Raw genomic sequence first — 18,749 nt, 5'->3', positions numbered from 1 at the left:
GCCTGCCAGATAAAACGGTGAAGACCGACAATGGGGCGCTGCGGCAGGGCGGACACGCCGAGGGTTCCCGCTTACGCTCCGGCGGCCCGCAGAACAGTCATCATCCCCCGGGAAAGATCGTTACAGTGGGAGTATGGCCCATCCCGTACCGAGCGCCCCGAAACGGACCCCGTTGACAGCGTCAATGGGCGTCGCCGGTGCGCATACGGTACATGCCCCCCTTCCCACCGTCGAAGAGGTTTCGGCCGGCGGAATTGTGGTGGATACCTCAGCGGAGCAACTGCCGGTGGCCATCATTGCTCGGCTCAACCGCGGCGGACGCCTGGAGTGGTGCCTGCCCAAGGGCCACCCCGAGAACGACGAGGACAGCCCGACGGCGGCCATCCGGGAGATTGCCGAGGAAACCGGCATTGACGGCCGGATCCTGACCGCACTGGGCAGCATCGACTACTGGTTTACGGTCAGCGGACACCGCGTCCACAAGACGGTGCACCACTTCCTGCTGCAGGCCTGCGGCGGAAACCTGACCATTGAAAATGATCCGGACCATGAGGCCGTGGACGTGGCCTGGGTTCCGCTGGCCGAACTGGGCCGCAGGCTGTCCTTCCCCAATGAGCGGCGGATCGCCGACCTGGCCCGCGAGATCCTTCCCCGCTACCTCTGACCTGTGCGGACGGCGGTGCTGCGCCGCTCCGGTTGAGTCATTCGGGACCGGAAGTGAGAACATAGGGTCACGATGGCCGAAAAGACTATAGCCCCCAGTACCGCGCGCTCCAGCGCCGTGATGGCAGCGGGCACGCTGGTTTCCCGCATCCTTGGACTCATCCGGACCGCGCTGCTGGCAATCGCCATCGGCAACACCGGGCTGGTCTCCGACATCTTCATTTCGGCGAACGTGCTGCCGAACTTCATCTACCTGCTGGTGGCCGGCGGTATCTTCAACGCCGTCCTGGTCCCGCAGATCATCAAGGCCAGCAAGCAGCCGGACCGCGGCTCGGAGTATGTATCCCGGATCCTTACCCTCAGCCTGCTGGTGCTGGCCGGCCTTGCCGCACTCGCCACCCTCGCCGCGCCGCTGATCCTGCCACTGGTCACCTCCATGAACGCGGAGCAGCTGCCGCTGGCCGTCACGTTCGCCTATTGGCTTTTCCCGCAGATTTTCTTCTACGGCGCCTATGCCGTGATCGGGCAGACCCTCAATGCCAACGGGAAATTCGGCGCCTACATGTGGGCCCCCGTAGTGAACAACATCGTGGCTATTGCCGGCCTGCTGCTGTTCATCACGGTGGTCGGCCGGGAAGGAACCACTGAGTTCTCCCCGGATACGTGGACCAGCCAGGCCACCATGATCCTGGCCGGCAGCACCACGTTGGGCGTCGCCCTCCAGGCCGCCGTCCTCGTTTTCCCGCTGCGCCGCCTGGGCCTTGGCCTTCGTCCCTCCTTCGGGCTGCGCGGCGTCGGGCTCCGGCAGACCGGCAGGGTGGCCAAGTGGACCATCCTGACCATGCTGATCGGCAACGGGACGTACCTGGCCTACACAAAGGTGGCAACCATAGCCACCGACGCGCGGCCGGGATTCCGGGCCATGGGGCAGGAAATAGCGGGCTACGCGAACCTCGAAACGGCGGCGATGCTGTACATCATCCCGCATTCGGTCATCACCCTTTCGCTGGCCACCGTCCTGTTCAACAGCATGTCCCGCGCGTTCACCGAGAAGAATTACGACGCCGTGCGGGCCACCCTGTCACAGGGCCTGCGGGCCATCGGAGTGGCCACGGTGTTCTGCTCCGCCGTGCTGATTGTCCTCGCCGGACCCATCAGCGTCTGGTTCAGCGGCGGTTCGAATGTATCCGCCGCCCTGCAGGCCCAAGTCCTGGTGCTGCTTGCCGCGTCCGCGCCGTTCCTTAGCGCCACGTTCCTGATGAACCGCGCCTTCTACGCCAACGAGGACGCCAAAACCCCGCTGGTAATGCAGATCATCCTCTCTGCTTTCGGGTTGACGCTGGCGTTGGCGGCCGCCGCGCTGCCGGCGGACCAGATCATCTTCGGCTTGGCTATCGCCTATTCGCTGGGCAATGTCGCCGCCGTCATCGTTAGCCACATCTACCTCAAGCGGAGCCTGGGGAACTACGGCGCCGGGCAGGTGGTGGACGTGCATATCCGCTTGGTGCTGGCTGCCATGGGTGCCGCCGGCGTCGGTTCGGTCGCCCTCGGCCTGCTGGGCGGTTATGCGGTGGACGGCTTCGCCTGGCAGTCGCTGCCCTCGGCCACCGCGGTCCTGGTGGTCTGCGGCCTGCTGATGGCCGGGACCTACTTCCTGCTGCTGCGGGTACTGAAAGTTACTGAGCTCGATGCCTTCCTGAAACCCGTCCTTGCCAAACTCCGCAGGACTCCCTAAAGTCCCGACTCCGGCTTTGCGCACCGGCGCAGGTAGCATGGGAACAAAGCAGGCAGTTCAGGGCGGCGGGCTGCCGCGTACCTTGTCCGTGAATGAACATCCGAATACGCAACTGTCAGCCCGGCTGACGCAGTCTTATTGCCGTTTTCATTGGAGGAACACGTGCCACAGTCGGTAGACGTCGGGTCAGTACTGGGCGGCCGCTACAAGGTGACCGCCCAGGTGCTCGCCTCAGCGGAACAGGATCTGGTGCTGGACGGTGTGGACCAGGTGCTGAACCGTTCGGTCAGCATCCTCGTAGCTGCGCCCGTGAACGCAAGCCAGGTTTCGGCCAGCGCCCGTGAAATCGCCACCGGTGAACGCCACGGCAGTGTGCAGGTCCTCGACCTGGGCGTCAGTGACGGCCGCACCTACCTCGTGACCAACACCGCCAATGCCGTGGACCTGCTGGACCTGGTGATCGAGCGTGACGCTCCGTACGTTGAGCCGTTCTTCACCGACACGCTGGGATCGGAAATCTTCGGTATGCCCCGTTCCCGGGAGCCGGAGAAGGTGGAAGAGGACCGGTACGTAGAAGAAGAGGACCGCGCTCCCCGCCGTCCCCTGCTCTCCGGGGCGCACAAGCCCAAGCTGCCCAAGTTCGGGCGCTCCGGCGCGGTTGCCGGCACCGTTGCCGGTGCCGAGTCCGCCGCAGCGGCCCGGGACCTGGAATTCGGGTCGGCATCCGATGCCCCTGCGGAAGCGGCCACCGGCGGCGCCAATGTTCCCCCGCCGCCCGCCGCCCGCCCGCGCGGCGGGGCCGCGCGCAGCCCGAAGGTCACCAAATGGGAAGAGGAAGAGCCGCAGGCTGTCCCCGTCCCCGAGCGTCCGGCAAGGCCCGCGTCCAACTTCCCCAAGTCAATGCTGGCCTCCGGCCACTACGACGACGATCCGTACCATGCCGCCGGCTATGACGACGGCGGTGACGACACGGACGAGGACTACGACACTGACGAAAAACCGAACCGGAAGCCCGGACGCGTCCTGATCGGTGCAGTGCTCAGCCTGGTGCTGGTGCTCGCCGTCGTGCTCGCCGTGAGCCAGCTGGGCAAGATGGGCGACCTCTTCGGGTCCGACACCGAAGCCGGGCCAGCCCCCGAGGTGACCACCGAAGCCCCGGCTGCTCCCCAGGCCAGTGCCGCCCCTGCTGCCCCGGCCCCGGAAGTCTCCGGCATCACCCGGTTTGTACCGGGCAACCCGCAGCTGGACTCTGCCAACGACGCCGCCCTGCCGCAGATCATCGACGGCAACCCCTCGTCCTACTGGTCCAGCTATGTGTACGCCAGCGACACCTTCGGCGGACTGGCCCCGAGCCTGGCACTGGTAGTGGATCTGGGCGCCGAATCGGCTGTCAGCGAGGTCAAGATCACCCAGCTCAACGGCACCGGCGGCTCCTTCTCGGTGATGCTCAGTGACACCCCGGACCTGGACGGTGCGGTGCCGGTGGCCCAGAGCGGCTTCACCGGGCCCACCACCAGCATCCCCGTCCCCCAGACGGACGGCGCGCCGGCCACCGCCCGCTACGTCATCGTCAACTTCACGCAGCTGCCCCGGCTCAGCGGGGTCCAGGCTGCATATCCCTGGGGCCTGAGGATCGCCGAAATCGGCGTGTCCTAACCCGTTTCCGCCGTGCCGGTTCCGAACCGGCCGCCCGGGCCGCCGCATCGCGGAGCGGGCGTGTCCCCGGCACGGCCGTCGGAATAAGCTGGACCCGGCATTGGTTGTGCCGGGTGATCCACTCGGACCGGACTCCTGCTCCGTTCCGCAAATCAAGTTCTACAAGGAAGAGGTTCACCGCCCCGTGAGCACCGAAAACCCCGTTGCCACCGACGGCGCCGCTGCCGGCGACGTCCGGGATGTCATCATCGTCGGCTCCGGCCCCTCCGGCTACACCGCCGCCATCTACACGGCGCGCGCCAATCTGTCGCCGTTGGTCATCGCCGGCTCGGTTACTGCCGGCGGTGAACTCATGAACACCACCGAGGTGGAGAACTTCCCGGGCTTCCCCGAGGGCATCATGGGCCCGGACCTGATGGCGAACTTCGAGAAGCAGGCCGACCGCTTCGGCGCGGAGATCCTGTTCGAAGACGTGACCGAGGTGGAGCTTTCCGGCGACATCAAGCGCGTGACAATCGGCACCGGTGAAACCTTCCTTGCCCGCGCCGTCATCATCTCCACCGGCTCCGCCTACCGCGAGCTCGGCCTGGAAGACGAAAAGCGCCTCTCCGGCCGCGGTGTCAGCTGGTGCGCCACCTGCGACGGTTTTTTCTTCAAGGGACAGGACATCGCCGTGATCGGCGGCGGCGACTCTGCCTTGGAAGAAGCACTGTTCCTCACCAAGTTCGCTGCCTCCGTGACCCTGGTCCACCGCCGCGACTCGCTGCGTGCCTCCAAGATCATGCAGGAACGGGCCCTGAACCACGAGAAGATCCGCTTCGCCTGGGACTCCGAGGTCGCGGCCATCCACGGCGCTGACAAGGTCACCGGCCTGACCCTGCGCAACACCAAGGACGGGTCCGAATCGGAGCTGCCGGTCACCGGTGTCTTCGTCGCCATCGGCAATGACCCCCGCACGGACCTGGTCCGCGGGCAGCTGGAACTCACCGAAGAGGGCACCATCGCCGTCCTGGGACGCACTTCCAAGACCTCCCTGCCGGGTGTCTTCGCCGCCGGCGACGTCATCGATCCCACCTACCGCCAGGCCATCACCGCCTCGGGTTCCGGTTGTGTGGCCGCCGTCGACGTCGAACACTTCCTTGCCGATCTCGGGCCCTCGGTTCCCACCGCGGCCGAGGTTCCCACCCCGCCGTCGGAGGCCGTCTCCGAACACGCCGCCCTCTAGATTCGATCCCCCAAGGAGATACAAAAATGAGCAGTGCAAAAGCAGTAACCGATGCTTCCTTCGGCACCGATGTCCTGACGTCCGAGAAGCCCGTCATCGTGGACTTCTGGGCCGAGTGGTGCGGTCCGTGCCGGATGCTTTCCCCGATCCTGGACGACATCGCGGCGCAGTACAGCGACAAGGTGGACGTTGTGAAGGTGAACGTGGACGAGAACCCGGCCATTGCCGCACAGTACGGCATCACCTCCATTCCCGCCGTCTACGTATTCCAGGGCGGTGAGGTTGCCGCGACGTCGATCGGCGCCAAGCCGAAGCAGGTCCTGGAACAGGAATTTGCGGCCTTCCTGAAGTAAATATCCATGACTGTGCACGGCGAGAGCCTGCGGAGGCTGGATGCCGGCCGGCGCGTGGTAACGCTTCGTGAAGCGTTGCTGCGGGCCGGCGTCAGCCTGTCCTATCTGGCACCGGACTCCGTAAACGACCCTTCCATCTTCGACGACCACGTTGACGCTGCCGTGCGCGCGTTTCAGCAGAGCCGCGGCCTGATCGTCGACGGCGTGGCCGGCCCCGACACCCAGCGGGCCCTGCAGGAGGCACAGTTCCGGTTCGGGGACCGTACCTTGAGCTATGTTGAGGACGCGCAGCTGCGCGGCGACGACGTCGCCGAACTGCAGCGCCACCTGTCCCACCTCGGGTTCTACTACGGACATATTGACGGCAGCTTCGGTGTACGCACCCGCTACGCCGTGGCCGAACTGCAGCAGAACCTCGGGTTGCCCGGCAGCGGCGTCTGCGACGGGGACACCATGACCGCCATGTCGCGGGTGAACCGTGCCATTTCCCCGAGCCAGGCGTTTGCGCTGCGGGATTACGAGCGTTTGGACCGCTCCACTGCCGCACTGCGAGGACGCCTGATTTCCGTCAACATAGGCCGTTCCCGGAAAGTGTCACCGCACGTGAAGGAACGCCTCACAGGTGATCCGCTGACTGAAGTGCTCATCACCACCGACATTGCCGGCCGGGTGGAACGGATCCTGCGCGAGTTCGGTGCCCGGCTGGTTCCCCAGGCCGCCGACGCCGGTGCGGGATCGCGGTCCACCAGTCCAAGCCTGAACCTGGACATTCACTGCGACTGGCTGGACCAGCAGGCTGCGTCCGGCATTGCCGCCTACTACTGGGGCCTGCCCGGTACCGGCGAAGCCCGCTCCCCCATCGGGCATCGGGCTGCCGTGCTGCTGATGAAGGAACTCGGTGCCCGCACGGATATGGACAATCTGGGCGTCCATGCCCGGACCTGGGACACGCTCAAGCTGCCGGGAGTGCCGTCCGTCGGGTTGGATCTGGGCTACCTGAGTAACGCACACGACGCCGAGCGGCTCGCGGATCCGGTCTTCCGGCAGACCGTGGCGGACTCCATCGTGATCGGTATCCAGCGGCTGTACCTGATGGAAGAAGAGGACCAGCCCACGGGCACCCTCGCCCTGGACGACGTACTGAGGTTCAACCCGATGGAAGAGCCAGCCCGGCGAGTGTCCGGTCTATAGGCGCCCTGTCTTCCGCCTCCGGGTTTCCCCGGGAAACGCCCCTGCCGTGTTGCGGCTAGGGGCGTTTTTGCATTGTGCTCCTGCCTTCCCAACACCGCTGAGTTGAGTACACGGAATCATGCGGCGCTGGCTGCGGAACCGGGTCAGCGGCTGGATTCCAGTTCCGCCAGGACAAAGCCCTGCCGGTTTGCTTCTGCGCCCTCCGGACTGCGGTCCAGGCTGGCCACTTCCTGGAAGCCGACGCGCTGGAGCGCCGCGAGGACCTCCGGAACAGCGTGAAGGCATGCGGTCATCTCAACACTGTGTCCGTACGCATTGGTAATCCTCCGCTGTCCCGAACCCGCCTGGAATCCCAGCAGCAGCACGCCGCCGGACCGCAGGACACGCCGGAATTCACCGAAGATACCTGCCAGCTCCTCCGGGGCTGCGTGGATTATCGAGTACCACGCCAGCAACCCGTGAAAGGACCGCGGCGCATAAGGCAGCGCTGCGAGATCCGCGGCCAGGATTCGGCGGTTCGGGTGCACGTTCCGTGCGATGGCCGCCATCCCCGCCGACAAGTCGCATCCCTGGATCACCAACGGCTGCTCATTCCCCTGTGCCAGTGTGTCCAGGTAGGTGATCATCCGGCCCGTCCCGCAGCCCGCGTCTAAGACCTCCGCGCCCGCGGGCAGTAACGCCGTGAATTTCCGGATCAGCGCCAGGTCCGTATCCCGCTCGGGACCGCCCGCCCCTCCCGGAACCTGGACCACTTGGGCGTATGTGCCCGCAACGACGTCGTAGGCCGCCTTGATGATGTCCTTATCCCGCATCGGCCCAACCTACCCCGATTCCGCCGTCGCCTATAGTTCTGGGTAAGCCGCCGGCCTGCCGGAGCGGATGGGGGTCTATGTTGGGGGGAACTGCATGCCGGACCAGCTCTACGAAAATCCGCGCCTGGCCGCGATCTACGACGCCTTGGATCCAGAGCGCAGCGACCTGGGCCCCTACCTCTTCATGGTGCGCGAATTCGACGCACGGACGGTCGTGGACTTAGGCTGCGGGACCGGTGTGCTGGCGCTGGAGCTGGCCGGACTCGGGCTGGCTGTGACCGCCGTGGACCCGGCGGGCCGGTCCTTGACGGTGGCCCGCGGTAAACCCGGCGCCGAAAGGATTCGCTGGATTCACGGTGACGCCTCTGCGCTTCCGGCGGCATTCGCCGACATGGTGCTGATGACCGGGAATGCCGTCCAGGCGGTTACTGACGAACTGCACTGGGGAACGTTGCTTGATCACGTGCACCAGGCCCTGGCGCCCGGCGGCCGATTTGTCTTCGAAACCAGGGACCCCGACCATCGTGCCTGGGAAACATGGACCGAGGACTCAACCCGGCGGATCACTGCCATTGACGGGGTTGGAGAAATTGAGAGCTGGGTCGAGTTGACGGATGTCTCCCCGCCTCTGGTCAGCTTTCGCTGGACCTACGTCTTCGGCAGTGACGGGCAGCGCCTGACCTCCGATTCCACGCTCCGGTTCCGGAGTGCCGACGAGGTTCGGCTCAATCTGCAGGCCCACGGTTTCGAGGTGGAGGGCCTCCGCGATGCACCGGACAGGCCCGGCAAGGAACTCGTTTTTGTAGCCCGGAAACCCATGGGGTCCAAGTGCTAGGGACAACGCCGAAAGCTACTCTTACTCCTAATGAGCGTGCCGTTGCCGCTATGACCCGCGCTGAGCCGTTCCTCGTTGATGTACTGCCGGCCCTCGAGGCAGTGCCGGGCATGCAGCCCAGCACGATACTGGTTGCCGGTCCCTTACTGCCATGGGTCCGGTATACCGGGATTCAGAGATTGGCCGTTATCGGAGCGGCGCTCTTTGAAGGACTCGCCGCGACACCCGAAGAGGCCGACACCCGGCTGCGGTCCGGCGCTATCCGGCTTGGGTCTTGCCATGAGCACGGCTCCGTAGGGTCCCTCACCGGCGTTTGCACGGCCTCCATGCCGGTCCTTGTGGTGCGCGACGAGGCTTCCGGTACCACCACCACGTGCCGGATGAATGAGGGCCCTGGTGCTCATGCCCTGACCTTCGGTTCCACCGGGGACGCGGTGCATGCCAACCTGGCCTGGATCAGGGACAAAGTAGCCCCGGCCCTCGGTGCAGCGGTCCGTGATAGTCCCATTCCGTTGCTTCCCATCATGGCCCGTGCCCTGGCCGACGGTGATGATCTGCACGGGCGGCAGCAGTCCGCCGGACGTATCTTCCACCACGCGGTGCGCGACCGTGTGGTTGCCGGCGGCCGGCAACCGGAGGAACTGCTGTCCTATCTGGAAACCGCAGCGTTCCACTTCCTGCATATCGCCATGGCCGCCGCTAAAGCCATCTCTACAGCAGCCGAGGGGGTGCCAGGCAGCACTGTAGTCACCGCCATGGCGATGAACGAGAGGGAGTTCGGCGTGAGAGTATCGGGGGCACCCGGCGTCTGGTTCCGTGCGGCATTGCCTCCCCTCGCGCCGTTCCGCGGCGTACTGCAAGCTCCGTGGACTCCCGAGGACCTCGGTTACGGCGGCGGAGACAGCCTGCTCATGGAAACACTGGGGATGGGTGGCGCGGCCGCGGCCGCAGCCCCCTCGCTGACGCGGGTATCGGTAGGCAACGTCGAAGCCATGAAGCGCTTGACCGCCTCTCTGTATTCGGTGACGGTGACTGAGCATCCGATCCTTCGGATCCCTTCCCTTGGCAGGGGCATTCCGTGGGGGCTGGACAGCGCGGCCGTCACCGCACACGGGCTGGTTCCCCCGGTGCATTTGGGTGCCACGCTGCGTACCGGCGGGCTGGCCGGGGCCATGCTGTTCACGCCGCCCCTCCAGCCCTTCATAGACGCGACGAAGTCTTTACACGATTCCGCTAGAACGCACAACGGTACGGGGGTGGACCTGGTTGAATAGGGCCAACGCTCGTTTGTTCACACTCGCGGCGGTGCTCCTGTTGTTTGTGTGGGCATTGTTTGCGGGAGTGAACTAGATCGACGATGGGGACACTCCACCGGACTCGGCGTTTCCTGATGTTCCGCCGGGCACCGCTGTGGAGGGCATAGAGCTGGAGTGTGGATCCGGCGGGTGCTGGCGGGAAATGGTTATCCCGGTAGATTCGGCGGCAGCGGCCACAGAAATAATCAATGCCATGGACCTGGCTAAGGAGCGCTGCGGTGCCAGGAACATCCTGACATTCAGCAGGATCTGCACTGGAGCACACCACTACGGCGATGAAGTCCGCGTCTACCTCGGATAAGGCTATTAGGTAGTTGCCCTGATGCAGGGTCATGCCGTGCTGGCTCCCCCCAACATGCATCCGAGTTGAGGGTTGGTGCCACTGCGGTGTCGCATGGTCGCCGCGCGCTATGCCGGCCGGCAGTCGCTGCCATCTCATGCAGATAGAAGCCGGCGTGCCAGTCGGCGCTACATCGTTGGCCCCTCACCTGTCTCACGAGAGCTGTTTCACGTGAAACACACGCGGGGCTGTTGACGGTGTGTACCCGAGCTCGCGGGATGCTTCGGATCAGCCCCGACACCTCTCAGATAGCCGTTTCACGTGAAACGTCACATCTCGAAAGCCACAGCTGTAGCCGGCGCTGTTGGGCTGGATACTCACCTGAACTGACAATGCCAGGTGAACCAGTAGTGAGAACCGTAAGATAAACGTCTTGGGCATCGCCGTTACGCCCGCCGGCACAGTATATGGTCTGTCAGATTCAGGCATGGCTATCCGAGGCTGTTGCCTCGCGGCCAGGGCGCGGGGACGCAAGTCTCTAGCCCATAGTTAACTGGCCGACGTTATGAATCGCGTCCGTCCATGCTGGCAGCGGCGGAGCTCCCGATGGGCATACCGCCCGGGATGAGTGCGGGCTCTGGACACCTGATCGGGCCACCAACGGTAAGAAATTCGTCCCGGCGCTGAGGGCGGCATCTGAAAGTTTTGGACCCGCAAGTCGGCATTCGTTGGGAGGCAGTGCTGCGTCGAGCAATCAGCAACTGTGAGAAGAACTACGCCCGGGCAGCCCGGGGTATCCACTGTAACCGCGACCAGCCTCGGGGCAGCCTAGGGGCAGCCTGCGAAACAATCACGGTGAATGGGTAATCCGAGCACGCTTGCCCGGCGGTACGTTTCACGTGAAACAAAAGAGCAGCCCAGCAAAATACTCTCGTCGCGATAGCTCCTGTCGGCATGGCTCAGGAGACTAGCCGATACGCTTCCACCAGGGCTGCACACCCGTGACCACTCCGTGGAGTACAGCCAGGCTGGACTCACCAGAACAATAGACAGCAGCAGGCCTCACATTGCTCAAGTAACAACCCGGGAGTACCAGCCCGTACACCGGTGCTCTCAACCAGCCACATTGAAACGTGCACGAAGCGGCCGGGAAGAGGCAAAGTGCCAACCGCAGCTGAGCGCCGCCACGGCTGCCCCACTTTGCGTCCCCCGAAGCGCAGAAGTAGCAGTAGTGGCCCTTCAGCTGCCCGGTCCGGCACCGATTCACGCTTGGCCGCTACGGATGTTTCGCAGCCACGATAGGAGCAGTACCACGACACCCTAGAGGAGCAGCGTCGAACTCAGCCCGCAGCCGGGGCCGAACCGTTCATGTTTCACGTGAAACCGGCCCTTTACGCGCTGCCGAAAGCACAGTCACTGTTGCGTGACGCCGCCGTAATCGAGCGACTCGGCTACCGCGCTGATTGTGTTGGGGACGGATTGGAAGAGCGGGAAGGCCCGAGCGGTTTGAACATAGTGCGACGTTGGCCGGTGGAGCCGCACCCGGGGGGGTCCATGAACCCATGATGGAATCAACCGGTTGCGTGCGTCTCGGCGCTCTGTCCACCGACGAAACAGCGGGAGCGTCTGGCGAGCTATGCGCGATCGGCATACTAAGCGGGGAGGACAAGCCCTTCACCCGGCGAGCCATCGACAGCCGAGATTCACCTGGAGGATGCCATGAGTGCAGGGCTGCTCTCTACACACCGACCGGCTCGATGCAGCCTTGCCCCGGCCTGGGCCGGCTCGACCGAGGAAAATTGTTTCACGTGAAACGGACCGAAATTCTAGAGGCGGCGCCGCCAACGTTCGGACTTGCCGCGGGCGGCCTGCCCGGGTAGTGGTCAGGGAGGTGCGGACGGTAGGCCCCGAGCGGGCCTGGGGGCCCAAACCTTCCGCCAAATGCGTGAACTAATGAGGCACAGGGCGCATGATGGCCACATGCGCGCTGCACCCCTGACACCGCATTCTCGGTGGCAGGAACAGCTACTCCCCACCGTCGCCGCTCCTATACAACCCCTGGGGTGACGGGACTGAAGGAAACCGCGTGGCACCGTTGGCCGCTAGGCCGACGGATGCCCCAAGGTATCTTCACGTGGCCCGCATGGGTTTCACGTGAAACATGCTTTCGGCGCACCGCGCCGCGGCTCACAATCGGCACGGTAAACGAAAGTACCAAGGCCCTGGGCAATCCCGGCGTGGGACAGGATAGGGGCCGATGTTCCACGTGGAACATCGGCCCCTATTGGAGCGATCCAGCCGTTCGACTGCTAGCGGCAGTTCCTGAGGTCAATCAACCGTCGGGGTAAGTACACCCATGATGCGGTTCAGGTCGTCAACGCTGGCAAACTCGATGCTGACTTTTCCCTTCCGGGCACCTAGGGTGATCTTCACGTTGGTGTCGAGACGGTCCGAAAGCGAGGTAGCCAGGTAATCCAGGCGCTCGTGGCGTGCTCCAAGCTTCGGCTTCGCTGACTTTGCCGGCTTGCGGATCCCGTCAGCCAACGAGACGATCTCCTCGGTGGCCCGCACGGAGAGTCCCTCAGCAACAATTTTCTGTGCCAGCTTCTCCATTTCCGCCGGGTCTCCCAACCCAAGGAGTGCGCGTGCATGGCCAGCGGATAGGATGCCCGCGGCCAATCGGCGCTGCACGAGCGGGGGCAGCTTCATCAACCGAAGTGTGTTGGTTACCTGTGGACGCGACCTGCCAATTCGGTCAGCCAGCTCCTCGTGCGAGCATTCGAAATCGTCCAGGAGCTGCTGGTAGGCCGCTGCCTCTTCCAACGGATTCAGCTGGCTGCGGTGGAGGTTCTCCAGGAGGGCGTCACGGAGCAGGTCCACGTCCTGCGTGGAACGGATAATGGCTGGCACTGCGTCCAGGCCGGCCGCACGGGATGCACGCCAACGGCGCTCACCCATAACCAACTCGTACGGGTGCTCTGCATCATCCTCGGGTGACGGCCGGACGACGATCGGCTGTAGTACACCGATTTCCCTGATGGAGTGAACAAGTTCGGCCATGTCGTCTTCATCGAAGACGGAGCGGGGCTGTTTGCGGTTGGGATGAATGGAATCGATGGCAAGCTCGGCAAAGGTCGCACCAGGCACCTGCACCAATTCGGTACTGGACTGCGGGTCTGAGCCCAATGTTTCACGGGAAACATCCGAACCTACCGCCGTTTCATCCGCGCTGACGGCAGATTCCTGCGAGATAGCGGCGCCAGACGCGGCGTCGGACTCTGTGCGGGCTTGGACGGCCTTCATGGGGCCTTCCGGCGCCTCACCGGCCTCGCTACGTGACTGCCGCGCAGCGGCACCCCGGGAGGCCTTTACTGCGCGCTTAGCTGCAGCAGTGCCACTCGCGTCCGTCGCCTTCGGTCGGACGGAAGGAACAGTGGCAACCTCCTCCGCCGCCCCCTGCGCCCCGGCTGCACGAGCTGCCGTACGCGGTGCCGAACTGCGCGTGGTGGACTTTTTGGCCGGCCCACGCAGTGCTTCTTTGTTTATGCCCGCTCCACGCCGCGGCCCGGCGGCTGAAGACGTACGGGGCTCGTCGGCTGCGGCGAAAAACAGGTCAACAGGACGTCCGGCAGCAACGGATCCCTGGGTGGAGGTTGCAATTTCTTCCGGCTCCGCACTGCTAGGAATCAAAGCTCCCAGACCGCGGCCCAAACCACGACGCTTTTCGGCCATGGGTAAGTCCTTCCCTTATGCACACTTCAAGCTGCATGGATTGATTGTGAGAGTAGTCTAAGGCGCGGCGCCGTGCTGGCAGCCGAACCGACTCGGGGTGTCCCTAAGCGCGCTGGGCGATTTCGGCGGCTGCCTCAAGGTATGAAAGCGCGCCGCTCGAGGACGGATCGTAAGTCATAACGGTCTGCTGGTAGCTCGGCGCCTCGGAAATGCGCACGGACCGGGGAACAACGGCGCCCAGAACCTGCTCCGGGAAGTGCTCCCGAACCTCTGCGGCAACCTGCGCCGCCAAGTTGGTCCTGCCGTCGTACATGGTCAGCAGAATAGTGGAAACAACCAGATCGGCGTTGAGGTGCTTCTGGATCATCTCAATATTCTTGAGCAGCTGACTTAGTCCCTCGAGGGCGTAGTACTCGCACTGGATCGGAATCAGGACCTCGCGGGCAGCAACAAAGGCATTCACCGTAAGGAGCCCGAGGCTGGGCGGGCAGTCAATGAAGATATAGTCGAGGCGTTCCAGCCCCTGCTTCTCCCGCTCCGCCGCATATACATCGATGGCCCGGCGGAGACGCTGTTCCCGCGCGACGAGTGAAACGAGCTCGATTTCGGCGCCGGCAAGGTGGATCGTCGCCGGTGCGCAGATGAGGTTGCTGATGTCAGGGCACGGAGCAACAACGTTGGCCAGCGGCAGATCGTCAATCAGGACGTCGTAGATGCTCTCTACCTCGGCGCGGTGGTCAATCCCCAGCGCCGTGGAGGCATTTCCCTGGGGATCAATATCAATCACCAAGACATTTTGCCCCGCAGTGGCCAAGGCCGCGGCAAGGTTCACCGTGGTAGTGGTCTTCCCCACGCCGCCTTTTTGATTACTCACGGTCATAATCCGGGTCTGTGCCGGCCGCGGCAGGACGCGTCCCCGCAACTTGTCGCGCCGGCGGTTCTCACTGGCCAGTTCCCGCGCCAGCGGCGTGCTCTCGTCCATCAAATCCATAACGTCTACCGATGTCGACACAGGAGCGGCTTCACCGGATACACCACCTTCGATAGCTTGGGGCGCCGGCACCGGTTCGGCCTCGGGGGCCGGCACAAGTTCGGCACTGCTTTCAGTTTGGGCGGGCTCCTGCGGCTCCGGGACCACTGTTTCACGTGAAACTTCAGCACGGGGAGCTGCAGCAGCTTCTGGAGCTGCAATCAATTGCGGTTGCTTCCTGCCGAAAGAGGCGGACAGGGCCGAACCGAGTGCGGCGAAAGGAGGAATTCGTTTTGCGGCAGAATCGCGCACACTCACCTGGTCATGCTCACTTTCCAACATAAAGCGTTAAGGCATTAGTTCATCTAGCCTATCCGCTTGCCGGCCAATCTCCGTGACCGGCGAGGGTGTGTGCATCCAGCGGCGGTGTCGCGCGGGTCACCCTACGGAAATACGCACAACAGTGGTGGGTTCTTCTAGGAGGTCGGCGCCTGCCGTGACGACGGCTGTGTCCCGCCCGCCGAGCTTCCGGATGGCCTTGGCGGCCTTCTGGACCTCCTCTTCGGCGCTGCGTCCCTTGATGGCCAGGACCTGGCCTTTTCCGTGCAGCAGGGGCACAGTCAGACCCGCCAATCCGCCCAGTGCGGAGACGGCCCGGGCTGTGGCCACATCCACGTTCACATCGTCGACTACCTGCTCTGCACGCCCGCGGAGAACCCGTACGTTGTCCAGCTCCAGGTCTTCAATGACCTCGTTCAGCCAGATCACGCGCCGCTCCAACGGCTCGATCAGGGTCATGGAGATGTCTGGGCGGGCTATGGCCAGGCACAGCCCGGGCAGTCCTGCGCCGCTGCCTACGTCTGCAACGGACGCGTTCGCCGGGATGAGCTCCGCGACCACGGCGCAGTTAAGCACGTGCCTGCTCCACAGCCTTGGAACCTCGCGGGGGCCCAGGAGGCCGCGCTCCATCCCTGACGTTGCGAGGTGCTCCACGTACCTTCCGGCCAGGTCCAGGCGGTCACCGAAGATCTTCCGGGCGGCATCCTGCTCTGCGGGCGTTGATTCAACCACTTACTTGATATTCCTTGTCTGCGCTGCGGGCGGGATAACTAGGATGCAGGCAGGGAAACGACGATGTGGCGGTCTGCGCCTTCACCCTCGGATTCGCTGGCCAGTCCAAGGTCGGCCACTGCGTCGTGGACTATCTTCCGCTCGTAGGCGCTCATGGGTGCCAGGGCCACGGCTTCTCCGGCGGCCTTGGCCCGCTGCACCGCGTCCTCGGCAATGGACTGCAGCTGCTCGCCGCGTTCCGTCCGGTACCCGGTAATGTCCAGGACCAGGCGGGACCGGTTCTCGGTAGCCGTCAGCACCGAGAGACGCGCCAGTTCCTGAAGGGCCTCCAGCACTTCCCCGTCGCGTCCCACCAAAGCCTGCAGCGCGGCGTCGTCGCCCTCTTCACTGACGATGGAGATGTAAGTGCGTCCGTTGCGGACCTCAATGTCGATATCTCCGTCGATATCGGCAATATCCAGGAGCTCTTCCAGATAGTCCGCCGCGACGTCGCCCTCTTCTTCGAGTCGTCCGCCGCGTGCCGTTACCGGCTCGGATACGACGTCGTCAGCTGCCTCAGCCGGTACCGCGGGATCATCAATGCGCTCGGTGCTCATCTCTTTTTCCTGTTCTTCCGCTGGGGCTGGACACGCTGGACCTTGGCGGCGGCAGGGACCTCAACGGGTTCCGCGCCCTTCTTCTCACCCAGCAGCGGCGTCATAGGCAGGCCCTTGCGGGCGCGGCGCTCAGCAAGTGCCTTGGCGGCCGGCGAACCCGGGGTGGGCATGCGGCGGATTACGAAGAACTGCTGCCCCATGGTCCACAGGTTGGTGGTGGTCCAGTAGATGAGCACACCGATGGGGAAGTTGATGCCGCCGACACCGAACACGAGGGGCAGTACGTACAGCATCATCTTCTGCTGGCGCATGAAGGGGCTGGCCAGGGCTTCTTCAGACATGTTCTTCGACATGATCTGCTTCTGCGTAATGAACTGCGAGGCCGTCATGGCCAGGATCATGATGATCGAAAGCACCACCACGGAGAGGTGCCCCTCGTCGCCGAAGCCGTGCAGCAGCGAGGAGGACAGCGGTGCGCCGAGGATCGTGGCCTCGTCAAACTGCTGGATTGCCTGGGAGGAGAGGGCGCCGATGTGCTCGCCGCCGGCACTGGCCTTGGATACACCGTTGAGCACCTGGAACAGGGCGAAGAAGAACGGCATCTGGATCAGCATGGGCAGGCAAGCCGCAAACGGGTTGGTCCCGTGCTTCTTGTACAGGGCCATCTGTTCCTGCGTCATCGCCTGGCGCGACAGCTGGTCCGTTTTGCCCTTGTACTTCTGCTGCAGCTTACGCAGGTCCGGCTGCAGCGACTGCATGCCGCGCTGCGCCTTGATCTGCTTGACGAAAACCGGGATCAGCGCGGCGCGGATCACGATCACCAGACCGATGATGGACAGCATCCATGTCCAGCCGGATGCGGCATCCATCCCGAGGAAAACGAAACCCTCGTGGAAGATCCACATGATCCATGACACTACCCACTTAAAGGGGAACAGTATCGTCTCGAAGAAACCCATTTACTCTCCTCAGGCCGCCGAGCGGCTGTCTTCGTCAGCTGGAATCACGGGATGATTCAGCACAATGATCCTCGGGACCTTCTTTGTGTCCCAAATCCGGTGTCCCTCAGGTACGTGGTCCACCCCTCCGCCGTTCCACGGATGGCAGCGGATCAGCCGTCGGAAAGCCAGCCAGGAACCTTTAACGGCGCCGTGGACTGTGACTGCTTCGAGGGCGTAGGCGGAACATGAGGGGAAAAAGCGGCAGACCGGACCGTACAGCGGCGAGACGGTCTTCCGGTAGGCAATCAGCAGCCCGGTGAGGACTGCGCGGGGGAGGTTCCAGACGAACCGGGCAACAGCAATCAAGGCCCTCAACGGATATGATCCGGAGTCCCTCATTGCTGGCTCATCCTCCCTGTCTGGCTTGTTCGCGGCTTCGCGAGTTTGGCTATACAGGCGTTTAGGGCGCCCTGATAGTCGGCACTGAGGTCCTGCCACGACGCCGACGCTGATGCGGGCAACGCCCTCACCACCACATCCAGTCCGGACGGGTGGATTGCAAGACCCTGCGCGGCCGCTTCCCTCAGTCTTCTCTTAACGAGGTTGCGTGTCACCGCGTTCCCGACGGATTTGGACACAATGAAGCCTATGCGGGTCGGGTTCTCACCGGTAGGAACCGCATATAGCACTACGTTCCGGCGCCCACTTCGGGCACCGGAACGTACAGTACGGGAAAAGTCCGTCGATACCCTTACCCGGTTCCTTACGGCCAGCATTGGGACCACCTGGAATCCGGGATAGAGCTGCTGTAAGGCAGCATCGACAAACTTTGAGGTTATTTAGGCCGACAGTTCGGTACGGCCCTTGCCACGGCGTGCAGAAAGGATGGCACGGCCGGCACGGGTACGCATGCGAAGGCGGAAGCCGTGCTTCTTGGCACGACGGCGGTTATTCGGCTGAAAAGTCCGCTTGCTCACGGTAGTTACTCCAAGACAATCTTGAGTCGCGCCGGCACTTGTTGCGACAAGGGGGAAGAACAAGCGGCGCTTTTTTCATGTGTCTGTCTGTACTCGCCCGGACCTGGACCCTGATTTCCAGAACCCCTGCAGGGCATGTGTGAGTACAGATAGCAGACACAAAGGACTACTCAACGTTAGGTGAGACCGGGGCACCAGTCAAACCGGCGGTACACCGGTTGTGCACCGCGGTTTTTCAACACCTGTGGACAACTGCTGTGGGTATCCCCGCTCATCCGTCCCTGTGAAACAGCCGACAGGCCCGTGAACCAGCGGAATTCCAGCTACCACGACGGGAAATCATCCTCTAGGCTTGGCGTCGGGTACTTTATCCACTATCTGTGCATAACTCTGTGG

17 protein-coding genes are annotated in these 18,749 nt (G+C 63.8%); 8 read left to right on the top strand and 9 right to left on the bottom strand.

The window, feature by feature from the left end; translation table 11 throughout:
* Positions 1-133 precede the first annotated feature (133 nt).
* From QNN98_RS01145 to QNN98_RS01120, 6 genes are all read left to right on the top strand, one after another.
* Positions 134-664: an NUDIX hydrolase gene (locus QNN98_RS01145; RefSeq protein WP_227912310.1), complete on the top strand. Its 531-nt coding sequence runs from the start codon at positions 134-136 to the stop codon at positions 662-664.
* A gap of 72 nt (positions 665-736) precedes the next feature.
* Positions 737-2,398: a murein biosynthesis integral membrane protein MurJ gene (gene murJ / locus QNN98_RS01140; RefSeq protein ID WP_283995994.1), complete on the top strand. Its 1,662-nt coding sequence runs from the start codon at positions 737-739 to the stop codon at positions 2,396-2,398.
* Positions 2,399-2,560: 162 nt separating this feature from the next.
* The gene (locus tag QNN98_RS01135) at positions 2,561-4,054 is read left to right on the top strand and encodes a discoidin domain-containing protein (protein ID WP_227925913.1); all 1,494 of its coding nucleotides are present in this window, start codon (positions 2,561-2,563) and stop codon (positions 4,052-4,054) included.
* Between the two features lie 184 nt (positions 4,055-4,238).
* Positions 4,239-5,279 (top strand): thioredoxin-disulfide reductase, encoded by a 1,041-nt coding sequence (trxB, locus tag QNN98_RS01130; protein WP_227925914.1) that lies wholly within the window; start codon positions 4,239-4,241, stop codon positions 5,277-5,279.
* 26 nt (positions 5,280-5,305) lie between these two features.
* A complete protein-coding gene (trxA, locus tag QNN98_RS01125) occupies positions 5,306-5,632 on the top strand; it encodes a thioredoxin (protein WP_227912318.1) in 327 nt (108 codons plus the stop codon).
* A 6-nt stretch (positions 5,633-5,638) separates the two neighbouring features.
* Positions 5,639-6,823, top strand: coding sequence for a peptidoglycan-binding protein (locus tag QNN98_RS01120; protein WP_227912319.1), 1,185 nt, complete (start codon positions 5,639-5,641; stop codon positions 6,821-6,823).
* Positions 6,824-6,966: 143 nt separating this feature from the next.
* Here QNN98_RS01120 and QNN98_RS01115 read toward each other — a convergent pair whose 3' ends face one another.
* Complete coding sequence (locus tag QNN98_RS01115; RefSeq protein WP_227925915.1) at positions 6,967-7,635, bottom strand: class I SAM-dependent DNA methyltransferase; 669 nt, start codon at positions 7,633-7,635, stop codon at positions 6,967-6,969.
* 94 nt (positions 7,636-7,729) lie between these two features.
* Here QNN98_RS01115 and QNN98_RS01110 point away from each other — a divergent pair, with 94 nt between their 5' ends.
* Together QNN98_RS01110 and QNN98_RS01105 are read left to right on the top strand one after the other, a co-directional pair.
* Entirely contained in the window at positions 7,730-8,470 is a 741-nt protein-coding gene (locus QNN98_RS01110; RefSeq protein WP_283995993.1) for a class I SAM-dependent methyltransferase, read from the top strand.
* Between the two features lie 50 nt (positions 8,471-8,520).
* Positions 8,521-9,744 carry an oxamate carbamoyltransferase subunit AllG family protein gene (locus QNN98_RS01105; protein ID WP_283995992.1) on the top strand — a complete coding sequence of 408 codons (1,224 nt, stop codon included), beginning with the start codon at positions 8,521-8,523 and terminating at the stop codon, positions 9,742-9,744.
* Between the two features lie 2,650 nt (positions 9,745-12,394).
* Here QNN98_RS01105 and QNN98_RS01100 read toward each other — a convergent pair.
* From QNN98_RS01100 to rpmH, 8 genes are all read right to left on the bottom strand, one after another.
* On the bottom strand, positions 12,395-13,798 hold the full coding sequence (locus QNN98_RS01100; RefSeq protein WP_283995991.1) for a ParB/RepB/Spo0J family partition protein: 1,404 nt from the start codon (positions 13,796-13,798) through the stop codon (positions 12,395-12,397).
* 103 nt (positions 13,799-13,901) lie between these two features.
* Positions 13,902-14,789, bottom strand: coding sequence for a ParA family protein (locus tag QNN98_RS01095; RefSeq protein WP_442860315.1), 888 nt, complete (start codon positions 14,787-14,789; stop codon positions 13,902-13,904).
* A 417-nt stretch (positions 14,790-15,206) separates the two neighbouring features.
* Positions 15,207-15,839: a 16S rRNA (guanine(527)-N(7))-methyltransferase RsmG gene (gene rsmG, locus QNN98_RS01090; protein ID WP_227912330.1), complete on the bottom strand. Its 633-nt coding sequence runs from the start codon at positions 15,837-15,839 to the stop codon at positions 15,207-15,209.
* A gap of 38 nt (positions 15,840-15,877) precedes the next feature.
* A complete protein-coding gene (locus tag QNN98_RS01085) occupies positions 15,878-16,435 on the bottom strand; it encodes a Jag family protein (RefSeq protein WP_227925920.1) in 558 nt (185 codons plus the stop codon).
* A complete protein-coding gene (gene yidC / locus QNN98_RS01080; protein ID WP_227925921.1) occupies positions 16,432-17,394 on the bottom strand; it encodes a membrane protein insertase YidC in 963 nt (320 codons plus the stop codon). The genes QNN98_RS01085 and yidC overlap by 4 nt, the downstream gene beginning before the upstream one ends.
* A gap of 9 nt (positions 17,395-17,403) precedes the next feature.
* Entirely contained in the window at positions 17,404-17,775 is a 372-nt protein-coding gene (gene yidD, locus QNN98_RS01075; protein ID WP_283995990.1) for a membrane protein insertion efficiency factor YidD, read from the bottom strand.
* Positions 17,772-18,152 carry a ribonuclease P protein component gene (gene rnpA / locus QNN98_RS01070; RefSeq protein ID WP_283995989.1) on the bottom strand — a complete coding sequence of 127 codons (381 nt, stop codon included), beginning with the start codon at positions 18,150-18,152 and terminating at the stop codon, positions 17,772-17,774. The genes yidD and rnpA overlap by 4 nt, the downstream gene beginning before the upstream one ends.
* Positions 18,153-18,215: 63 nt before the next feature.
* Positions 18,216-18,353, bottom strand: coding sequence for a 50S ribosomal protein L34 (rpmH, locus tag QNN98_RS01065; protein WP_022892375.1), 138 nt, complete (start codon positions 18,351-18,353; stop codon positions 18,216-18,218).
* Positions 18,354-18,749 lie beyond the last annotated feature (396 nt).

Origin of the sequence: Arthrobacter sp. zg-Y1143 (genome assembly GCF_030125565.1) — a bacterium.
GTDB lineage: Bacteria > Actinomycetota > Actinomycetes > Actinomycetales > Micrococcaceae > Arthrobacter_B.
The sequence above is the reverse complement of the archived record's forward strand: the minus strand, read 5'-3'. Positions and strand labels throughout refer to the sequence as shown.